Source organism: Lewinella sp. IMCC34183 (assembly GCF_003390915.1).
Classification (GTDB): Bacteria; Bacteroidota; Bacteroidia; order Chitinophagales; family Saprospiraceae; genus Neolewinella.
In genome coordinates this window covers 762563-781830 of record NZ_QMEM01000001.1, presented here as the reverse complement: position 1 = coordinate 781830, position 19268 = coordinate 762563, and the positions used below count along the sequence as shown (strand labels likewise).

Below are 19268 nucleotides of genomic sequence, written 5' to 3'. Positions count from 1 at the left end.
GTCAGAATCGGGTGGCGAGGGAAAGGGTGAGGCGGCGGTAGTTGAGGTCGCGGTCGATGCGCCGGTTGCCCTCATCGACGAGGGTGTAGCCGGTATTGACCAGCCGGTAGCCGATATCCGCCGTCACGGCCCCCCAGTTGCCCGCGGGCGGCCGCAGTTCGAGCCCGAGTGAGGGGTGCAGCAGCAAGCCCGTCCGGCGGTCCTGGACGCTGACCCGGTCCTGCGTCACCACGGGAAGCCCGACCCCGGCCCGGAGCCGCAGTGCCGGGCGGAGCCGCCCGTGGCCGAACTGCCGCTCGAGCAGGGCGGTAGCACTGAGGAGGCGCTCGCGGCGCGTGGCGTGCAGGAGCTCGTAGCCCCCGCCGAGGCCCGCTCCCCAGCCGCCGAACTGGCGGATCAGGTGGTAGGCCCCACCGAAGCCGATGGTCCGGGCGGCGGCGCTGCTGCCGTCCAGGTCCTCGCGCACGAAGCCCAGCATCACGCTGATCTCGTGCCGCCACGCCAGCTCAGTCGGTTCAACGGGCAGCCCGTCGGGCAGCTCGTCCGCCGGACCGCGCGGGCGGCGCAAGGTGACGCGCTTGATCTGCTCGTAGGGTACGGTCACCGTCCGCCCGTCCTTCGTTTTTATGGTGGCTTCCCCCCCGTATACGTATCCGATCAGCAGGCCCTGCAGCTGGCCCCCGCCGCGCCGCAGCGTGACCTGGTCGAAGGTGTGTACCGTGACCGCTTCCTGCGCCGGCAGGGCAGCGGCGGCCAGGAGGGAGAGCAGCAGCGTAAGCAGGATGAAGTAGGGCTTATTCACCGTCGCATACGTTGATGGCGCCGGCGTAGGTTGGCTTTCCGTTGCTGGCGTAGTCGTACTGCCGGATACCTCCCTGCTGCCAACCCAGGACGATCAGTTCCCGCTTGGCGGGCAGCACGATCACGTCCTTGGCACTGAATTCGTCGGCTACGAAGCGCTCGTCGCCGAGCAGGCCCTCGTCGGTCAGGTCGAAGACCTTCAGCCCCTCCTCCCCGGAGCAGAGGAACAGCTTGTCGCCGTCGACGCCGAGGCCGTGGCTGTTGGACATCGGCACGCTCTGCAATTCCCGCGGGGAGCGCGGATTCGCTACGTCGATGACCGTCAGCTGGTCGCCGCGGGCGCCGCATTCCGAGCCGCCCCACATGGTCACGTAGGCGATGTCGTCCTGCACGACCACGGGGTCGCACGACAGGACGTGCTGGAAGGTAGACAGGTGCTCCGGGGCGGCGGGGTTATCGATCCCGTAGATCAGCATGCCGGTCTGGGAGCCGAGGAACAGCATATCCTTGTAGGGGAAGATCGTCTCGATGCCCCACCCCAGATCGGTGGTGGCCACCAGGGCGGGCGCGGTGGCGTCGGCCAGGGAGAAGGTCCGCAGGTCGCTCTCGCTGACTACGTACAGGTTGCCCCCGCTGATGGTGAAGCGGGCCAGGCTTCCCCCGATGCCTACGGTACCCGGGGCGCCGCTGGCCAGCGGAGCGACGGAGAAATCGCGCCCCGCATTGCTACTCACCTGGTTGAAGGCAAAGAAAATCAGGTCGTCCTCGAGGAAGAGATCCCGCCCCTGGTAGAGGGAGCCGCAGGAGACTTCGCGCGTCTCGGTGGTTTCGGCGTAGCCGAGGAGGATGTCGCCGCCGGCTGCGTTCAGGTAGCCGTAGCTGTAGTCGCTCTCGTTGCGCAGCACGTCCTCGGTCCGGCTCAGGAATTCGGGGCTGGCCGGATCGCTCAGGTCGAACGCCAGCATATCCACGAACTGGTTGACGTACAGGATCCCGTTGCGCACCGCCAGTCCGGTGCCGCCCTTGACGGGGATGAACTTGAGCGGCCGGGGGTTGGCGTTGTCGGCGTTGTCGAAGATGTGGAGCCCCTCGCCCTGGTCGAGGATGAACAGCAGATCGCCGTATACGTAGAAGGCGCCGGGATTGCATACGCTTTCGGATTCCAGTTCCGGGAAATCATCGTTCCGCCACTCGGCGGCGCTAAGCAGGATGGGTTCGTAACCGACGTAGGTGATCGTTTCGTCGCACGTCTCTTCCAGACAGCCGGTGAGCAGCAACACGAACGGCAGTAAGGCCAGCAGGGGGTGTTTCATTGTGAGGGTATTTACCGGGCAGACGCAAATCAGCCGTAGCGGCGTTGGTGCAGGAGAGGAAAAATGCCCGGTCCGCAAAAAAACGAACGATCAACCTTTTTCGCCGCCCCGCTTTTAGTACCAAAGCAGTTACCGCCGATGACTACCCTTCGCCGGGTCAACGATTACCTGTCCCTCGTCAAGTTCGCGCACACCGTCTTTGCGCTCCCCTTCGCCCTGCTGGGTTTTTTCCTGGCTACGTTCGACCACGGGACGCTCAGCCTGTACAAGTTAAGCCTGGTCCTGCTCTGCATGGTCTTCGCCCGCTCGGCGGCCATGGGGTTCAATCGTTACCTCGACCGCGACATCGACGAGCGCAACGCCCGCACCGCCGTGCGGGAAATCCCGGCCGGGACCATCTCCGCCCGCGCGGCCCTGGTCTTCGTGATCGTCAATTGCCTGCTCTTCGTGGGCACGGCCGGTCTGCTCAACCCGCTCTGCCTCGCGCTCTCTCCGGTAGCCCTGGCCGTCATTCTCGGGTACAGTTATACCAAGCGCTTCACTTACCTCTGCCACTTTGTCCTGGGACTGGGGCTGGCCCTGGCGCCCGTGGGGGCGTACCTGGCCGTTACGGCGCAGTGGGCGCTGCTGCCGGTGCTTTACGGGACCACGGTGCTGCTGTGGGTGACCGGCTTCGATATTCTCTATGCGCTGCAGGACGAGCACTTCGACCGGCGGGAACAACTCTACTCCATCCCCGTGCGCCTGGGAACCAGGAGCGCCCTGCGCCTGGGCCGCGCCCTGCATCTGCTCTGCGCGGTCACGCTCATCACGGCCATCACCATCCAGCAGCGAACCTACCCCGAAGTGGGCGCCCTCACATGGCTGGCCGGGGGCATCTTTCTCTCGCTGCTCGTCTACCAGCATATCATCGTCCGGCCCGACGACCTCTCGCGGATCAACCTGGCCTTCTTCACTACCAACGGGGTGGCGAGCCTGATCTTTGGGGCGCTGGCGGTCCTGGATATGTATGTTTAGGGATTGAGGGATTGAGGGATTGGGTTGAGGGATTCTTCCGCGTGTATGGAATACGGCGGTAATTCATCAATTCACTAACTCACCAATCTCGCCTCAAAGCACGCTGGCAAACTGCCGCAGGAACCGCACGTCGTTCTCAAACATCAGTCGGATGTCGGTGATGTTGTAGAGTAGCATGGCTTGCCGCTCGATGCCCATGCCGAAGGCGTAGCCGGTGTACTTCTCCGGGTCGATGCCGCAGTTTTCGAGTACGGCCGGGTCGACCATGCCGCAGCCGAGGATCTCGAGCCAGCCGGTGCCTTTAGTGATGCGGTGATCGTGCTCGGTTTCGAGGCCCCACCAGATGTCCATCTCGGCGCTGGGTTCGGTGAAGGGGAAGTAGCTGGGCCGCAGGCGGATCCGGGTATCAGCACCGTACATCTCCCGGGCGAAGTGCAGCAGGGTGGCCTTCATGTCGGCAAAGCTCACCTTTTCCGCGATGTAGAGTCCTTCCACCTGGTGGAACTGGGCGTGGCTGCGGGCGCTGATCGTTTCGTTGCGGTACACGCGGCCGGGAGCGATGATACGTATCGGCGGCTTTTGGGTTTCCATCGTCCGCGCCTGTACCGAACTGGTGTGGGTGCGCAGCAGCATGGCCGAGTTATTGGGGCCCGCGGGCAGTCCCTCGGCGACGTAGAAGGTATCCTGCATATCCCGGGCGGGGTGGTCTTCCGGCGTATTCATGGCCGTGAAGTTGTGCCAGTCGTCCTCGACTTCGGGACCTTCCGCCACGGCAAAGCCGATCCGCTCGAAAATCGATACGATGCGTCGCATGGTCAGCGCCACGGGATGGCGGCTGCCCAGTGGGAGGGGCTCGGCGGGGGCGGTGAGATCCAGCCCCTGACCTGCGACGCTGTCCTCCGTGGTCGCGGCGGCGCTGCGCAGGGCATCGTACTTTTCCTGGGCGGCCGTCTTGGCGCGGTTGACCAGCTGGCCGAAGTCGCGCTTACGGTCGTTGGGCAGGCTGCGCATGGCGCCCATGAGGGGCTTGAGCACGTTCTTGCTGCCCAGGTACTTAATGCGGAAGGCCTCCACGTCCTCTGGGGTGGGGGCGGTAGCGGCCCCGATCTCGGCGATGAGTTCTTCTACGCGGTCGAATACGTCCATGGCGGTGGGTTTGGCGGCGAAGATAGGCACGAAGGGGCGACCCGGGGTATCTTGCCCCCGATGAACTGGATCACCCGCCTGAGCTGGGCCGACCGACTGGTAGCCCTTGGCATTGCCGGACTGGTGTTCGGCCTGGTGCTTTCGCCGGCCGTACTGTCGATATCGGTGATCGTCACGGTGGCCGCGGCGCTGTTATTCCATCCCGGCAGTTTGCCGGGCTTCTGGCGCCACTCCCTGCCGCCGGCCCTGCGCAGCAGCCTGTTTTGGGGGCTTACCGGACTTTATTTGCTGCTGCTCCTTGGTGCCCCGCAGACCTGCGACTGGACCTATTACCTGGAACGGTTGCGGGTCAAGCTGCCGCTGCTGATGCTGCCGCTGGCGTGGGCCGCGCGCCCCTTCGCCTCGCTGGATGCGGCCGATCGCGCCGCGGCCGGGCGGACGGCCCGCACGGCCCTACTGGTTTTTCTGGCGCTGGTACTTGCCGGCGTGCTTATCAACTATGCTCTGCACTTCACGGAGATCAACGTACGGATCGGCCGCGGACAGCCGGTGCCGGTGCCCCGCGACAATCATATCCGGTTCAGCCTGCTGCTCGCCATCGGCGCGGTGCTGGGGCTCGACGGCGCGTTCCGCTACCGCAGCGCCTGGCAGCTGGGCCTGTGCGCCTTCCTGTTTTTGGGCCTGCACCTGCTCGCGGTCCGCTCCGGCTTACTCGCCGCCTACGCGGGGTGGGCCGTGGTACTGGCCGGGCGGGCGCTGCGGGCGGGACGCTACGGGTACCTCGCGGCGGGGCTGCTGGGAATGGCCGCCCTTCCGGTGCTCGCCTATCTGTTTGTTCCGTCTTTTCGGACCAAGGCCGACTACACGCGCTTCGAGGTAATGCACCGCGGCCTGGGCCGGAATGCATCGCAGTACAGCGACGAGGGGCGCTTCACCAGCGTCCGGTTGGGCCTGCAGCTCTGGCGTGAGCATCCCGTGATCGGGGTGGGACCCGGCAACCTCCGGGCGGCGATGGACACCCTGTACGCCACCGAGTTGCCCGGGGCGGAGGGCAAGCGACCCCACAACCAGTTCGTGACCGCGCTGGCCGGCGGCGGGCTCGTCGGTGGCGTACTTACCCTGTGCTGCTTTGCGGCCATCGGCTACGGCGACGGACGGTGGCGGCAACCCGTCTACGCGGCGGTCTTCGTCCTGCTCACGCTGAGTTGCCTGGTTGAAAATACCCTGGAATCAAGCGTAGGGGTAAGCCTGTTTACCTTCTTTCTGCTGGCCGTGGCCTATCCGCCGTGGCGGAAACCGGGGTAGAGGGTCATGCCACCGTCGATGTAGGTGGTGGTGCCGGTCATGTAGTCGCTCAGGTCGCTGGCCAGAAATACGCACAGGTTGGCGATATCCTCCGCTTCCCCGATGCGTCCGTAGGGGATGAGGGTAAGGAGCTTGTTCAGCGCATCGGGGGTGCCCCAGGCTTTCTTATTGATGTCGGTCTTGATCGCCCCGGGCGATATGGAGTTGACCCGGATCTTGTCGGCGGCCAGCTCCTGGGCCATGCTCTCCATCATCATCTTCACGCCCCCCTTGGCGGCGGCGTAGTTGACGTGGCCGGCCCAGGGGATACGGTCGTGCACGCTGCTCATACAGATGATCTTGCCGGCGGCCCGTCCGTGCTGGTGCACGCCTTGCTTGCGGAAGATGCGCGCCGCGTGGCGGGCGCAGAGGAACTGTCCGGTCAGGTCCACCTCCATGGCCTTGTTCCACTGTTCCAGCGTCATCTCGGTGAAGGCGGCATCCGCCTGCAGGCCGGCGTTGGCGACGAGTACATCGAGGTGGCCGAAGGCTTTTTCGCATTCGCTGAAGAGCTTCTCTACGTCCTCCTCCTTCGATACGTCCGCCTGTACTACGATGGCGCGGCCGCCGAGCGACTCGATCTGTTCGGCGGTGGCGTGGGCTTCCTCATCGCTGCTGTGGTAGTTGACCACCACATTCATACCCTCTTTGGCCAGACCGATGGCGCAGGCCTGTCCGAGGCCGGTGCTTGATCCGGTAACGATAGCGGTTTGTCCTTTCAGCTTGGTATCCATAACGTTTCTTTTGGCGGTGGAACGTCAGGGTGGTGGAGGGGTTCGGTAGCCCTATTTCCCGGTCGGCCCGCCCGTGCCCTTACTGCCGAGGTAACGGAAGCTGCGGAAGAAGGTATCGGAACTTTCGCCGAGCCCCCGCCCGGTAAGGGTAAAGGTCTTGAGCTCGTAGTACCGCCGCCCGGCTACGAACGCCAGCGTGCGCGCGCTGGCCTCCCCGTCCTTATAGTCGATCCGCCACAACCGGCCGGGAAAGCCCTCCACGGCCCGGTCGGTGGCGTAGATCACCTCCCCGCGGAGCGCCTCGGCGGCCGATTCCTGGGTGTTTACCAGGAACTCTTCCACCAGGTCGGTACTATCCTGGTGCAGGGCCCCTTCGGGGTAGTCGACGTAGCTGAGGACGTAGATCAGGTTCTCCGCCCGCTGCACGTCGGGCACCTTGAAGAAGAAGGTGTGGAAGACCTGCTCGCCCATGGCCGTGGCCAGGGTATCTTCTTTATGCTCCAGGGGGCCGGGGGTGAGGATGCGGAAGCGGCCTTCCAGGTCGTCGACCTCCGTCCAGCCGTGGTCGGCCTCGTAGCTGCGCACGGGTTCGGCGTCGGGGGCGGCCATGGGGGTCTGGGCCACGGCAAGACCGGGCAGGATCAGCAAAAGCAGGTAGAGGTAAACGCGCATACCGGAAAGACACCGGGCGACCCGGCGGGGTTGTGTGGCCGTTGCCGGCATTCGGAGTTCCGGCCGACGGACGTTGCGGTTACGCGATCCGCCGCACCTGCGTGCCCGCCCCGATGCGGAAGTCCTCGGGGGTCGTACCCGTCAGGTCCGTCAGGTTGAGCAGCCCCGGGGTCTTGCCCCGCTCCAGGCTGCCCAGGTCGGCGTCGAACTGCAGCGCCTCGGCACCGTTGAGGGTGGCCCAGCGCAGCAGGGAGGCCAGGGGCACGTAGCTCTGGTAGCGACTGATGGTCCTGAGCTCTTCCAGGATACTAAGCTGCCAATTCGAGGTGAGGCTGTCGGTACCGATGCACACCTTCGCCCCGGCGTCGAGGAAGTGGTCGTAGCGCGGCAGCCGGTTCTCGATGTAGAGGTTGGCGTTGGGGCAGGTAACCCAGTACACGCCGTTCTCGCCCCAGGCTTCGGCGGCCAGGATCGCCTCCGGAGCGGTGAGGGTGTTGTGGACGAACAGCGTGCGCTTGCGCGGGTCCATGTGCTGCAGGGCGTGGTAGATGGAGGGGGTGCCGGGGGCCTTGAAGTCGTCGAGCGAGGCTCCAAAGCCCGCGAAAAACTCCCGGAAGGCGCCCTGACCGGTCTGGAAGAGTTCGTCCTCGGCCGGCGTTTCCTGGTTGTGGATGCTGACGGATTCCGTACCGGTATTGAGGGCGTTGATGCGGGAATAGAGCGGCTCGCTTACCGTGTAGGGGGCGTGGGGCACGGCGCTCTTCGGTTCCGGCTGCGCGGCGTAGGCGGGCAGGTACCGCTCGTAGCTGGCCTCCGCCTGCCCGGCCTGCAGAAAGTCAAACATCTCCACGAAACTGTAGTACCGAATCGGGCTGTCGCGCTTGGTCGCCGCGGTATCGTCCTGGTTGCAGATGTCGCCCACGGCCTGAATGCCGGCCTCCCACATCAGGCGGTCCTGCTTGCGGATGGTCGCTTCGATCTCCTCCGGGGAGGCGCCGCGCAGGGTCACCACGTCGACCAGGAAGGGCAGCAGGGTTTTGCCGGTGGCACTGCGGCCGCGCAGGTGGCTCAGCTCCAGGTGGCAATGGGCGTTCACGAAGCCGGGGATAAGGATTCCTCCGAGTTTTTCGGGCGGGGTCGCGGGTGCGGTGTAGTCCGGGGCGGCGGGGTCCTGTATATAGATTATGGTGCCGTGGTCGTCGAGGGTAACGATGCCGTTTTTGATGGGCTCGGCGGCGATGGGGTAGAGGTAGTCGGCGGTGTAGCTGGGCATGGGGCAAAGGTAGCAATTAGGCTTCCGCACGGTGCGCTTTCGCCCCCTGCCGTGCCCCTCCGGAGGTTCGGTCTGCGGGCCGTAGCTTTCCGGCCCGTCAATCCACCGTCATGCGTTACCTTTTTCTCTGGCTCTGCCTGCTTACCCTTATCGGCTGCAACGCGGATCGATCCCCGGACCCCGCCGCAAGCGTCTCCGTCACCGCGGATACCCTCTCCGACGAGCGGTTGCGGGCCCCCGACGAACTGTTCGGCGAGCTGTTCCGGGAGGTGCAGCTGCAGCAGGTCTTCGCGGACGGCAAGACCTTCGTCGACATGGTGCCCCGGCGGAGCGCGCGCGCCATCATGACCGATTACGCCGACCGCCGGGGAACGGAGGACTTCAACCTGCGGGCCTTCGTCGAGGGCCACTTTGACCCGCCGGCGACGCCCGAGAGCGGCTTCGTCAGCGACGGCGAACGCAGCATCGGCGAGCACATCAATGCGCTCTGGCCGGTGCTCACCCGGCAGGCGGCTAGCGACGAGGGCAGTGCGGGCAGCCTCATCGTGCTGCCCGAAGCCTACGTGGTGCCCGGCGGGCGCTTCCGGGAGGTGTACTACTGGGACAGCTACTTCACCATGCTCGGACTGGCGCAGGCCGGACAGGATTCCCTAGTGCGGGACATGGTAGAGAACTTCGCCTACCTCATCGACGAACTCGGCTTCATTCCCAACGGCAACCGCACCTATTACCTGACGCGCTCCCAACCCCCCTTCTTTTCGCTGATGGTCGGCGTCCTGGCGGACATCGAAGGTGAGGAGGTCTACGCCGAGTTCCTGCCGGAGCTGAAGGCCGAGCACGCGTGGTGGATGCGTGGCGCGGAAGAAACCGGCGCGGATACCCGGGCAGTGAACCACGTCGTCTGGATGGCCGACAGCACCTACCTCAACCGCTACTACGACGCCGGCGACCGGCCGCGCGCCGAGAGTTACCGGGAGGACGTACTGACGATCCGGGAGAGTGGCCGCGACAGCCAGACCGTAGCCCGTCACCTGCGGTCCGGCGCGGAATCCGGTTGGGACTACAGCGCCCGCTGGTTCGCCGACGGGGAAAATATCTCCACCATTATCACCACCGATATTCTGCCGCCGGACCTGAACAGCCTGCTCTACCACCTGGAACGGACCATCGCCGATCATACCGAACTAGTGCCCGAGCGGGAGGCGTGGGAGCGGCGCGCCGAGCGCCGCCGCGCCGCCATCGAACAGTACCTATGGAACGACACCAGCGGCTGGTACGAGGACCGCAACTGGACCACCGCTGCCTTCACCGGTTACCTCACCCTGGCCGGAGTCTACCCCCTTTTTGTAGGGGCCGCCGGGGAGGACCACGCCGCCCGCGTGGCACAACGGCTGGAGCGTGACTTCCTCGCGCCCGGCGGCCTGCGGACCAGTCTGAAGCGTACCGGGCAGCAGTGGGACGCCCCGAATGGCTGGCCACCGCTGCAGTGGATGGCCTACGCGGGCCTGCGCGACTACGGCTACGATGCCCTGGCGATGACCATCCGGGAACGCTGGATGGACAACAACGAGCGAGTGTACCAGAACGTGGATAAGATGGTCGAGAAGTACAACGTGGAGGACATCACCCTCGAAGCGGGCGGCGGGGAGTACCCCGTGCAGGACGGCTTCGGCTGGAGCAACGGCGTCTACCTGCGCATGTCCGACGAAGCCCAATAACCGTGGAGCGGCAAAAAGCAACACCGGACCTGATAGTGCTGCAGCAAGCGGTGATCTTCCAGGGCCCCCTCCGCCCGCTGGACCTCCGCGTTCGCGCCGGGCAGCACTTGCTCGTCACCGGCGCGCGCGCGACCGGCAAAACCCTGCTGGCGGAGACGTTGGCCGGCCAGCGGCGGCTCACGGCGGGAACCCTGACGTACCCCTTCCTCTCCGGCGCACCGGGCTACGAAGCGCGGCGCACGGCCCTGCGGCTGGTTTCCTTCATGGATAATTCCCGCCTGGCCCGCAATCCGACGAACGTCCATTACTACCAGCAACGCTACAACGCCTTCGACGCCAGTGGCCACCCCACCGCCCGGCAGTACCTCGCCGCCGGTGGGTTTACGCCGGAGCAGCACGCTGCCCTGCTGGATGCATTCGGTATCCGGGAGCTGCTGGACCGGGAGATGATCAAGTTGTCGAGCGGGCAGACGCGGAAGGTCCTGCTGGCGCGGGAGTTGCTGCGCCGGCCCCGCATCCTGGTGATCGACAATCCCTATGTGGGACTCGACGCCGGTAGCCGGCAAGTACTCAATGACCTATTGGACGATCTGGTAGCCCGTCTCGACCTGACCCTGGTGCTCTGCGGCCACGCCGATGCCGTACCGGATGCGATCACCCATCGGCTGCACCTCTACGCGGACGGCAGCAGCTGGCAGGGGACGATCGGTGACCTGCCGCCGGAACGGACTACCGCGACCGTCGACGGAGACGCACTTGGCCGGATCTCGGATATCTGGGCGGAGTCCCCCCGGGAAAATACGGGGGAAGGAGTGGTCCGCTTTACAAACGTGACCATCCGCTACGGTGACCGGGCCGTGCTGGATGGGCTGGACTGGCGGGTGCGGCGGGGCGAAAAGTGGGTGGTCAGCGGTCCCAACGGTTCCGGAAAATCTACCTTGCTCAGCCTGGTGTACGCCGACAACCCGCTGGCCTACGCCAACCAGGTCTGGCTCTTCGGCCAGCGGAGGGGTAGGGGCGGCAGCATCTGGGACATCAAGCGGCGCATCGGGTATACCTCCCCGGAATTGCATACCTACTTTCGGCAGCGGCTGTCCGCCCGTGGGGTGCTGCTGACGGGCTTCTCCGATACCTTTACGCTGCCGCGAACGTATACCCTGGAACAGGAAGCAATGGTGGATCTTTTGCTCCGCTACTTTGAGTTGGCGGAGGTGTCCGAGCGGCCATTTCTTGCACTATCCGCAGGAACCCAGCGGCTGCTGCTGTTCTGCCGGGCCCTCGTAAAGGCACCGCCGCTGTTGCTGCTCGACGAACCCTTCCAGGGCCTGGACCGGGCGGCGGTGCACCGGGCGCGGAAACTGCTGGAAACCGTCCTCGGGCCGCGGGATACCGCGGTCTTTATCTCCCACTTTCGCCCCGAAGTGCCGGGCGGCAGCGAGTGGCGGGTACTGGAATTAGGCCGCGCGCCCGCAGTGCCCTAGACGGTACCGCCGGAGGCCTGCGCTACGGAGTTGGCTTCCAGCGCACCCGCGATCTCGTCCCAGAGACCGATGCGCCGCCGCAGGGCTTCTTCGGCGACGGCCCGGGCCTCTGCCCATTTTTCTTCGTCCGTACCGCAGAGTTCGGTGACCATGGCTTCGGACAGGGGGCCGTGCTCGTCGCCGTCGACCTCGATGTGCCGTTCCAGGTAGTACACCAGGCGGGGAAAGGCGGCCTTATCCTCCGTCGACTGGCCGAGAATCTCGATGAACAGTTCCGGGATCAGGCTCTCCCGACCGAAGGTGAAGGCCGCCGCGATCTTGTGCGGCGCGCCCTCCTGGATCAGCTCGAAGGTGTAGTCCACGAAGCGGGTCACCCCGGGGCCGAGGTCCGCCGCCCGCAACGTGTCACGGGCGTCGGCAAGGCCGCGGATGTTGCCGAGCAGGCGAATGATGGGGACGGTATCGGCATCGACCTCATCCATGGCTTCCAGGTACAGTTCGAAGTGGCTGGCCGGTACACCGTGGCGGTCGATGTCGGTTTCCTCACCGAGGACGATCTCGTTAATAAAGCGGGCCGTCTTGGCGTTGTTGCTAGGCTTCCAGGGCAGGGTGATGCAGGTCAGTTCCCGCTGCAGTGCCTTGAGTAGTGACATGAAGTCCCAGACCGCGAATACGTGGTACTCCATGAAGGTGCGGATGCCCTCCACGTCGTTGAGCAGGTGGTAAATGCGGTGGTCGGTGAGCTGGCGGGTGAGCGGCGCGGTAGCCCGCTTGATGGTCGTGATATCTGACATTCCGGAAGGTTGGACCAGGTTAACACCGCACCTTCCGCCTGGTTTGGCGGCCCGGCTACTCGCGCAGGGGCGCTGGGCGGTTAAGGTTTTTCCAGATCAGCAACAGCGCGGCGATGCCTACAGCGGCCACCAGGGCGGCGATCACGGCCGCCGTCAGATTAGCGTAGAGGTAAAATCCGGTGGCGAACAGGATAGAATAGACCGTGACCGCACCCACAAGCATGGCGAGGATACGCAGCGGCAACTGCCCGTCGGCCTGTGCGTCGGTGCCGGCGGGCAGCGTAGCCACCACCGGGTCCCAGCCGGGACCCCCCGGTCGGGTGGTCGTGTAAAAATTCTGTAAGGTTGCCATGTCGGTCGGTCGGGTCAGGAAGGTCACGGCCAGCCAGCCTACCGTCGTGATGGCGATCCCGAGCAGCAACTGCTCGTGACCGGCGAGTTCGGGCAACCCCAGGGGCGTCCAGGCAAATTGCAGGAACAGGGCCACCGCGAAGGAGATGAACATGCCGGCCACCTCGGTGTAGGCATTGATCCGCCACCAGAACCACCGCAGGATAAAGATGAGTCCGGTACCCGCCCCGATCTGCAGCAGAATGGCGAAGGCCTCCAGCGCGTTGGACAGGGCCAGGGCGAACAGGGCAGCCATGATCATCAGGGCTACGGTACTGATCCGGCCGATCAACACCAGCCGGTCCTCACTGGCATCCGGTTCCACGAAGCGGTGGTACCAGTCGTGGACCACGTAGCTCGACCCCCAGTTGAGGTGGGTCGACAGGGTCGACATGAGCGCCGCGATGAGGGAGGCGACCACCAGCCCGAGCAGTCCCGTGGGCAGGAAGCTCAGCATGGCGGGGTACGCCAGGTCATCGTTGACCACGTTGGCGGGGACGTTGGGGAAGGCGGCGGCGATGCTGTCCAGGTCGGGGAAGATGATGATCGAGGCCAGCGCGATCAGGATCCACGGCCAGGGCCGCAGGGCGTAATGGAACACGTTGAAGAGCAGCGTGGCCCCCACGGCGTGGTTCTCGTTCTTGGCCGCCAGCATGCGCTGCGCCACGTAGCCGCCGCCCCCGGGCTCGGCACCGGGGTACCAGACGCTCCACCACTGCACCGCGATGGGCACCACGAAGAGGGGCACGTAGACTTCCGGGTTGTCGAAGGCCGGGATGAGGTCGAGTTGCGAGGTCACCTCGGGGTGGGAAAGCAGCCCGTCGAGGCCGCCCACTTCCGGCAGGTTGATGATGACAACGGCTGCCCAGACGGCCCCGATCATGGCGAAGGTGAACTGGACGAAGTCGGTGAGGATCACGCCCTTAAGTCCGCCCGACGCCGAGTAGATCACGGTCACGATGGACACCAGGGCGAGCGTGGTCAGGGGGTTGATGTCGAGCAGCACCCCCGCGATCTTGATGCCGGCCAGGCACACCGTGGCCATGATCATCACGTTGAAGAAGACGCCCAGGTAAATGGCCCGGAACTGTCGCAGGAAACGGGCCGGGGCCCCGGCGTAGCGCAGTTCGTAGAACTCCAGGTCGGTCATGACGCCGGACCTGCGCCAGAGTCGCGCGTACACGAACACCGTGAGCATACCGGTGAGCAGGAAGGCCCACCAGGCCCAGTTGCCGGCTACGCCCTGCTTGCGGACGATGTCCGTCACCAGGTTGGGGGTATCCGCCGAGAAGGTGGTCGCCACCATCGAGACGCCGAGCAGCCACCAGGGCATGTTGCGGCCGGAAAGAAAGAATTCGGAGGTGGACTTCCCGGAGTCGCGGCTGGCCCACAGGCCGATGGCCAGGGTGATTGCGAAAAAGAGGAAGACGATGATCCAGTCGAGGGAAGTGAGCTGCATAGTGGGGCGCAAAGTGCGCATCCAAGGTAGAAATACCAAACTATAAATCGACGGAATCCCCCGATTATACCAAATCGCGGAACCGTAAGGCCGGCGGCCGAACCGGCAGTAGTTTGGTTTTTACCACAACAATTTTCCCTCCGCCGCGGTACCTATTCCCGTGAAGTGGCTCACCCCGGCTATCCTGTTTCTGTTTCTCGGTGCCTTCGCGCCGGTCGCTGCCCAGGACGCGGTGCGTACGGCGACCGGCCCCGATCCGCATTCCCTTCACCTCCTGCCCCAGCGCGCTTATCCGACCTACGACCTGTACGAAACCATCATGTACGGCCTGGCCCGCCGCTACCCCGACCGCTGCCGCGTGGAGGTGTGGGGGCGCCTGCCCTCGGGCCGGCGGATCCTGGTCCTCCGGCTGGGCAACCGGCCTGCGGCAAAGCAGGCGCGGCCGCAGGTGCTGTGTACGGCCGCCATGCACGGAGACGAACTGGCCGGGTACTGGATCCTGCTCAAGCTCGCCGAATCCCTGCTGGAAGACGACGCCAGCGGCCTGCTCGACGACGTGTTCCTCTACATCAACCCGCTGGCCAACCCCGACGGCGCCTACCGCGGCGGCAACCACACCCTGGCCGCCGCCCGCCGCGGGAACGCGAACAACGTCGACCTCAACCGCAACTACCCGGACCCGGATGACGGTCGCTTCCCCGACGGTAACCAGCACCAGCCCGAGACCCGCATCTTCATGCGCGCCGCCGATACCCACGGCTTCGACCTGGCCATCAATTTCCACGGCGGCGCCGAGCTCTTTAACTATCCCTGGGATACCTTCCGCAGCCGCCACCCCGATACCGACTGGTGGCGGGACGTGAGCCGCGATTTCGCCCGTACCGCCCAGAACGACAGCCAGCTGGGCGACTACTTCAAAGACCGCGCGAACGGCACCACCAACGGCCACGACTGGTACCCCATCGCGGGCTCCCGGCAGGACTATATGAACTACTACCACCGGACACGGGAAGCCACCGTGGAGATCACCAACGCCAAACGGTTTCCCGCGGCCAGTCTCCCCGACCTCTGGCTCTCGCTGCGCGGTGCCCTGCTCAGCTACCTGAACGAAGCGCGCCTCGGCATCCACGGCATCGTAACCGATCGCCTTACGGGGCGCCCCGTGCGCGCCCACGTGACCATTCCCGGCCACGACGAGATGCACTCCTCGGTCTTCAGCGAGGCCCTCACGGGCGATTTCTACCGCTACCTGGCCCCGGGCAGCTACCGCTTGCTCATCTCCGCTCCCGGATACCGCTCCCGGAGCGTTATCGTAAGTTTGCGGGACCGGGAGCGCCGCTCCGTGCAGGTCGCCCTGGAGCGCCTGGACGATGCGCTGCCGGCCCGAAAGAAATAGTCGGCACCGGCATCTCCCCGGCACCGGCCTCTCCCTGTACCAAGCAAGCTACCAACCTTATGTCAGACGCCATTTTCAACCTTTCCATTCCCCCCAACGAGCCGGTCCTGGCCTATGCGCCCGGCAGTCCCGAGCGTGAATCCCTCAAGCAGGCGCTTGCGGACGCCAAATCCGCTGCCCGCGAGTTGCCGGCCTTCATCAACGGCGAACGGGTACTGGAGGGCGAAAAGGTAAGCGTACATCCGCCCCACGAGCGCTCCTTCACCCTGGGGCATTTCTACCGGGGCACCGACGACCACGTACACCGCGCCATCGACGCCGCCCTGGCGGCCAAGCCGGCCTGGGAGGCCCTGCCGTGGCAGCAGCGCGCCGCCGTCTTCCTGCGGGCGGCCGACCTGCTCGCCGGTCCCTTCCGCGCGCGGATGAACGCGGCCACCATGCTCGGGCAGAGCAAGAACGCCTACCAGGCGGAGATCGACGCCGTCGCCGAGATGTGCGATTTCTTCCGCTTCAACGCCTACTTCCTGCAGGAAATCTACCGGGAGCAACCCCTGCACTCCCCGGACGGCATCTGGAACCGCCTCGAGTACCGCGCGCTGGAAGGCTTCGTGCTGGCCATCACGCCCTTCAACTTCACCAGCATCGCGGCCAACCTGCCCGCCGCGCCCGCGCTCTGCGGCAACACCGTCGTCTGGAAACCCGCCGAGACGCAGATCTACTCCGCCGTCGTCATCATGGAGCTCTTCGAGGCCGCCGGCCTCCCCCCGGGGGTGATCAACCTGATCTACACCGACGGGCCGCAGGTGGGCGATATCGTATTCAAGCACCGTGACTTTGCGGGCCTTCACTTCACCGGTTCAACCAAGGTCTTCCAGGAGCTGTGGAAGGAGATCGGCAACAACATCGGACACTATCGCAGCTACCCCCGCATCGTGGGCGAAACCGGCGGCAAGGACTTCGTGGTGGCCCACCCATCCGCCCGCGCCGAGGAGGTCGCCGTAGCCCTGCTGCGCGGCGCCTTCGAATACCAGGGGCAGAAGTGCTCCGCCGCCTCGCGCGCCTACCTGCCGGCTTCGCTGTGGCCCGCCATCAAGGACCGGCTGGTGAGCGATATCCAGACACTGAAGACGGGTACCGTCGAGGATTTTGGCAACTTTATCAACGCCGTCATCGACGAGCGGGCCTTCGACCGGATTGCCGGCTACCTGGAGGGCGCCAAGGCCAACGACGCCGTGGAAGTGATCGCCGGAGGCAACTGCGACAAGTCGGAAGGCTTCTTCGTGGAGCCAACCGTACTGCTCAGCTCCGATCCGCGCTCGACCACCATGGTGGAGGAGATCTTTGGTCCCGTCCTGACCGTCTACGTTTACGAGGACGACCAATGGGAAGAGACGCTGGAGCTGGTGGATTCCACCTCACCCTACGCCCTTACCGGCGCCGTATTCGCTACCGACCGGACGGTCATCGAATCGGCCTCGAAGGCCCTGCGCAACGCCGCCGGTAACTTCTACGTCAACGATAAGCCCACCGGAGCGGTGGTCGGTCAGCAGCCCTTCGGAGGTGCCCGGGCTTCCGGCACCAACGACAAGGCGGGCAGCGCCATCAACCTGCAGCGGTGGATCAGTCCCCGCTTGATCAAGGAGAACTTCGTGCCGCCGGTAGACTACCGCTATCCCTTCCTCGGAGAAGACTAGCCCGGTACGGCACACGTATAAGCCCGTCGCGAAATGCATTCGCGACGGGCTTTTTTATTCTGTGCATCACTGCACCCGCGTCCGCGCCTAGACCTTGCCGGCGATGACGGACTCCACCGCCTCCGGGTTAAGCAGGGTGGAGGTATCCCCGAGGTTGTCGGTTTCGCCGGCCGCCACCTTGCGCAGGATGCGCCGCATGATCTTGCCCGACCGCGTCTTGGGCAGCTCGTCCACGAACTGGATCTTGTCGGGCTTGGCAATGGGGCCGATCTCCTGCCGTACGGTAGCGACGATCTCGTCGCGCAGGGTGCTCTCGTCGTGGTTGCCCTCGGAGAGGATAACGTAGGCGTAGATGCCCTGCCCCTTGATGTCGTGGGGGTAGCCGACAACCGCCGACTCTACCACTTCGTCGTGCTCGTTGATGGCGTTCTCCACCTCGGCCGTACCCATGCGGTGGCCGCTGACGTTGATGACGTCGTCGACGCGGCCCACGATACGGTACATGCCAATTTCGTCGCGCCGGGCGCCGTCGCCGGTGAAGTACATGCCCGGAACGGTGCTGAAGTAAGTGGTCTTGCACCGCTCGTGGTCGCCCCAGGTGGTGCGCAGGATGCTCGGCCACGGGAACTTGACGCAGAGCAGGCCGCTCTCGGGGTTCTCGGTGAGCTCCTCTCCGGTGTTCTTGTCTACGAGGGCCATCTGGACGCCGGGCAGGGGGTAGCCCGCGAAGGTCGGCTTCTGGGGACTGAGCCCACCGAGGCCCGAGATCATGATGCCGCCGGTTTCGGTCTGCCACCAGGTATCCACGATGGGCACCTTGCCCTTACCGACCTCCTCGTGGTACCATTCCCACGCCTCGACGTTGATCGGTTCACCGACGGAACCGATCACTTTAAGGTCGCTCAGGTCGTGACCCTGGACGTACTGCTTGCCGCGGGCCATGAGGGCGCGGATGGCGGTTGGGGCGGTGTAAAACTGGTTGACCTTGTGCTTGGCGCAGATTTCCCAGAAGCGGCCGGCATCGGGGTAGGTGGGCACGCCCTCGAACATCATGGTGGTGGCGCCGCACAGCAGGGGGCCATACAGGATGTAGCTGTGGCCGGTGATCCAGCCGATGTCGGCGGTGCACCAGTAGACGTCGCCCGGACTGTACTGGAAGACGTTGAGGAAGGAAAAGGCCGTGTACACCATGTACCCCCCGCAGGTGTGCACCACGCCCTTGGGCTTGCCGGTACTGCCGGAGGTATAGAGGATAAAGAGTACGTCTTCCGCGTCCATTTCCTCGGCCGGACAGGTGGTGGACTGTCCGTCCACGCGCTCGTGGTACCACTGGTCGTAGCTCGGGTCCCAGGTGACCTCCTCCCCGGTATTGCGGTGTACGAGCACGGTTTCCACGCTGGGGCAGCCGATGGCCAGGGCCTCGTCGACCACCTCCTTGACCGGGATGTTTTTGTTGCCGCGGCGGTTGTAGTCGGAGCAGACGATCACTTTGCAGTCCGCGTCGTTGACCCGGTCCGCGAGGGCCTGGGCGCTGAAGCCGGCGAATACCACGGAGTGAATGGCTCCGATGCGCGCGCAGGCGAGAACCGCAATGGCCAGCTCCGGCACCATGGGCATGTAGAAGCAGACGCGATCGCCCTTGCCGACCCCCAGTTTGCGGAGGGCGTTGCCGGCCTTGCATACCTCGGCGTGCAGCTGGCGGTAGGTGAGTCGGATCACTTCGCCATCGGGCTCGTTGGGTTCGTAGAGAATGGCCGTCTGCTCGCCGCGCTCCTCCAGGTGGCGGTCGAGGCAGTTTTCCGTGATGTTGAGCTTGCCACCCTGGAACCACTTAACGTCGGGGCCGGTGAAGTCCCACTCCAGCACCTGCTGCCACGGCTTGCGCCACTGGAAGGTGTTGGCCTGTTCGGCCCAGAAGCCTTCGGGGTCGCTGATGCTGCGGTCGTAGGCCGATTGGTAATCCTGGAAGGTAGATAGCTGGAGGGGAAGGGTAGTGGGCATGATCGTTCGCGTTGGGGCGCCAATATAGGCAAACC

The 19268-nt window shown here is 65.1% G+C and carries 15 protein-coding genes; 6 read left to right on the top strand and 9 right to left on the bottom strand.

What is annotated here, in order from left to right; translation table 11 throughout:
* Position 1 precedes the first annotated feature (1 nt).
* Entirely contained in the window at positions 2 to 802 is an 801-nt protein-coding gene (locus tag DQG19_RS03225; protein ID WP_116124761.1) for a hypothetical protein, read from the bottom strand.
* A complete protein-coding gene (locus DQG19_RS03220) occupies positions 795 to 2114 on the bottom strand; it encodes an LVIVD repeat-containing protein (RefSeq protein ID WP_116124760.1) in 1320 nt (439 codons plus the stop codon). The genes DQG19_RS03225 and DQG19_RS03220 overlap by 8 nt, the downstream gene beginning before the upstream one ends.
* 138 nt (positions 2115 to 2252) lie before the next feature.
* Here DQG19_RS03220 and DQG19_RS03215 point away from each other — a divergent pair, with 138 nt between their 5' ends.
* Positions 2253 to 3131, top strand: a complete 879-nt coding sequence (locus DQG19_RS03215) for a UbiA-like polyprenyltransferase (RefSeq protein ID WP_116124759.1) — start codon at positions 2253 to 2255, stop codon at positions 3129 to 3131.
* A gap of 93 nt (positions 3132 to 3224) precedes the next feature.
* Here the strand turns inward: DQG19_RS03215 and pheS are convergent, their stop codons facing one another.
* Positions 3225 to 4277: a phenylalanine--tRNA ligase subunit alpha gene (gene pheS / locus DQG19_RS03210; RefSeq protein ID WP_116124758.1), complete on the bottom strand. Its 1053-nt coding sequence runs from the start codon at positions 4275 to 4277 to the stop codon at positions 3225 to 3227.
* Positions 4278 to 4337: 60 nt separating this feature from the next.
* On the opposite strand from pheS, the gene DQG19_RS03205 reads away from it, so the two are divergent.
* Positions 4338 to 5582, top strand: a complete 1245-nt coding sequence (locus tag DQG19_RS03205; protein ID WP_116124757.1) for an O-antigen ligase family protein — start codon at positions 4338 to 4340, stop codon at positions 5580 to 5582.
* Here DQG19_RS03205 and DQG19_RS03200 read toward each other — a convergent pair.
* From DQG19_RS03200 to DQG19_RS03190, 3 genes are all read right to left on the bottom strand, one after another.
* Positions 5555 to 6355, bottom strand: coding sequence for an SDR family oxidoreductase (locus tag DQG19_RS03200; RefSeq protein WP_116124756.1), 801 nt, complete (start codon positions 6353 to 6355; stop codon positions 5555 to 5557). The two genes, DQG19_RS03205 and DQG19_RS03200, sit on opposite strands and share 28 nt — an antisense overlap.
* A 51-nt stretch (positions 6356 to 6406) precedes the next feature.
* Positions 6407 to 7027, bottom strand: a complete 621-nt coding sequence (locus DQG19_RS03195; protein ID WP_116124755.1) for a hypothetical protein — start codon at positions 7025 to 7027, stop codon at positions 6407 to 6409.
* Between the two features lie 79 nt (positions 7028 to 7106).
* A complete protein-coding gene (locus DQG19_RS03190; RefSeq protein ID WP_198661639.1) occupies positions 7107 to 8300 on the bottom strand; it encodes an amidohydrolase family protein in 1194 nt (397 codons plus the stop codon).
* Positions 8301 to 8410: 110 nt separating this feature from the next.
* Here DQG19_RS03190 and treF point away from each other — a divergent pair, with 110 nt between their 5' ends.
* Together treF and DQG19_RS03180 are read left to right on the top strand one after the other, a co-directional pair.
* The gene (treF, locus tag DQG19_RS03185; protein WP_116124754.1) at positions 8411 to 10018 is read left to right on the top strand and encodes an alpha,alpha-trehalase TreF; all 1608 of its coding nucleotides are present in this window, start codon (positions 8411 to 8413) and stop codon (positions 10016 to 10018) included.
* 35 nt (positions 10019 to 10053) lie between these two features.
* Positions 10054 to 11499, top strand: coding sequence for an ATP-binding cassette domain-containing protein (locus DQG19_RS03180; protein ID WP_157974285.1), 1446 nt, complete (start codon positions 10054 to 10056; stop codon positions 11497 to 11499).
* Here the strand turns inward: DQG19_RS03180 and DQG19_RS03175 are convergent.
* Positions 11496 to 12293: a DUF3050 domain-containing protein gene (locus tag DQG19_RS03175; RefSeq protein ID WP_116124752.1), complete on the bottom strand. Its 798-nt coding sequence runs from the start codon at positions 12291 to 12293 to the stop codon at positions 11496 to 11498. The genes DQG19_RS03180 and DQG19_RS03175 overlap by 4 nt on opposite strands.
* 55 nt (positions 12294 to 12348) lie before the next feature.
* Complete coding sequence (locus DQG19_RS03170; protein ID WP_116124751.1) at positions 12349 to 14142, bottom strand: sodium:solute symporter family protein; 1794 nt, start codon at positions 14140 to 14142, stop codon at positions 12349 to 12351.
* A 160-nt stretch (positions 14143 to 14302) separates the two neighbouring features.
* Between DQG19_RS03170 and DQG19_RS03165 the strand changes: the two genes are divergently transcribed.
* Positions 14303 to 15538: a M14 family zinc carboxypeptidase gene (locus DQG19_RS03165; protein WP_116124750.1), complete on the top strand. Its 1236-nt coding sequence runs from the start codon at positions 14303 to 14305 to the stop codon at positions 15536 to 15538.
* Positions 15539 to 15597: 59 nt separating this feature from the next.
* Complete coding sequence (gene pruA / locus DQG19_RS03160) at positions 15598 to 17232, top strand: L-glutamate gamma-semialdehyde dehydrogenase (protein WP_116124749.1); 1635 nt, start codon at positions 15598 to 15600, stop codon at positions 17230 to 17232.
* Positions 17233 to 17319: 87 nt separating this feature from the next.
* On the opposite strand, the gene acs is transcribed toward pruA, so the two are convergent.
* On the bottom strand, positions 17320 to 19233 hold the full coding sequence (acs, locus tag DQG19_RS03155; RefSeq protein WP_116124748.1) for an acetate--CoA ligase: 1914 nt from the start codon (positions 19231 to 19233) through the stop codon (positions 17320 to 17322).
* Between the last annotated feature and the right edge of the window lie 35 nt (positions 19234 to 19268).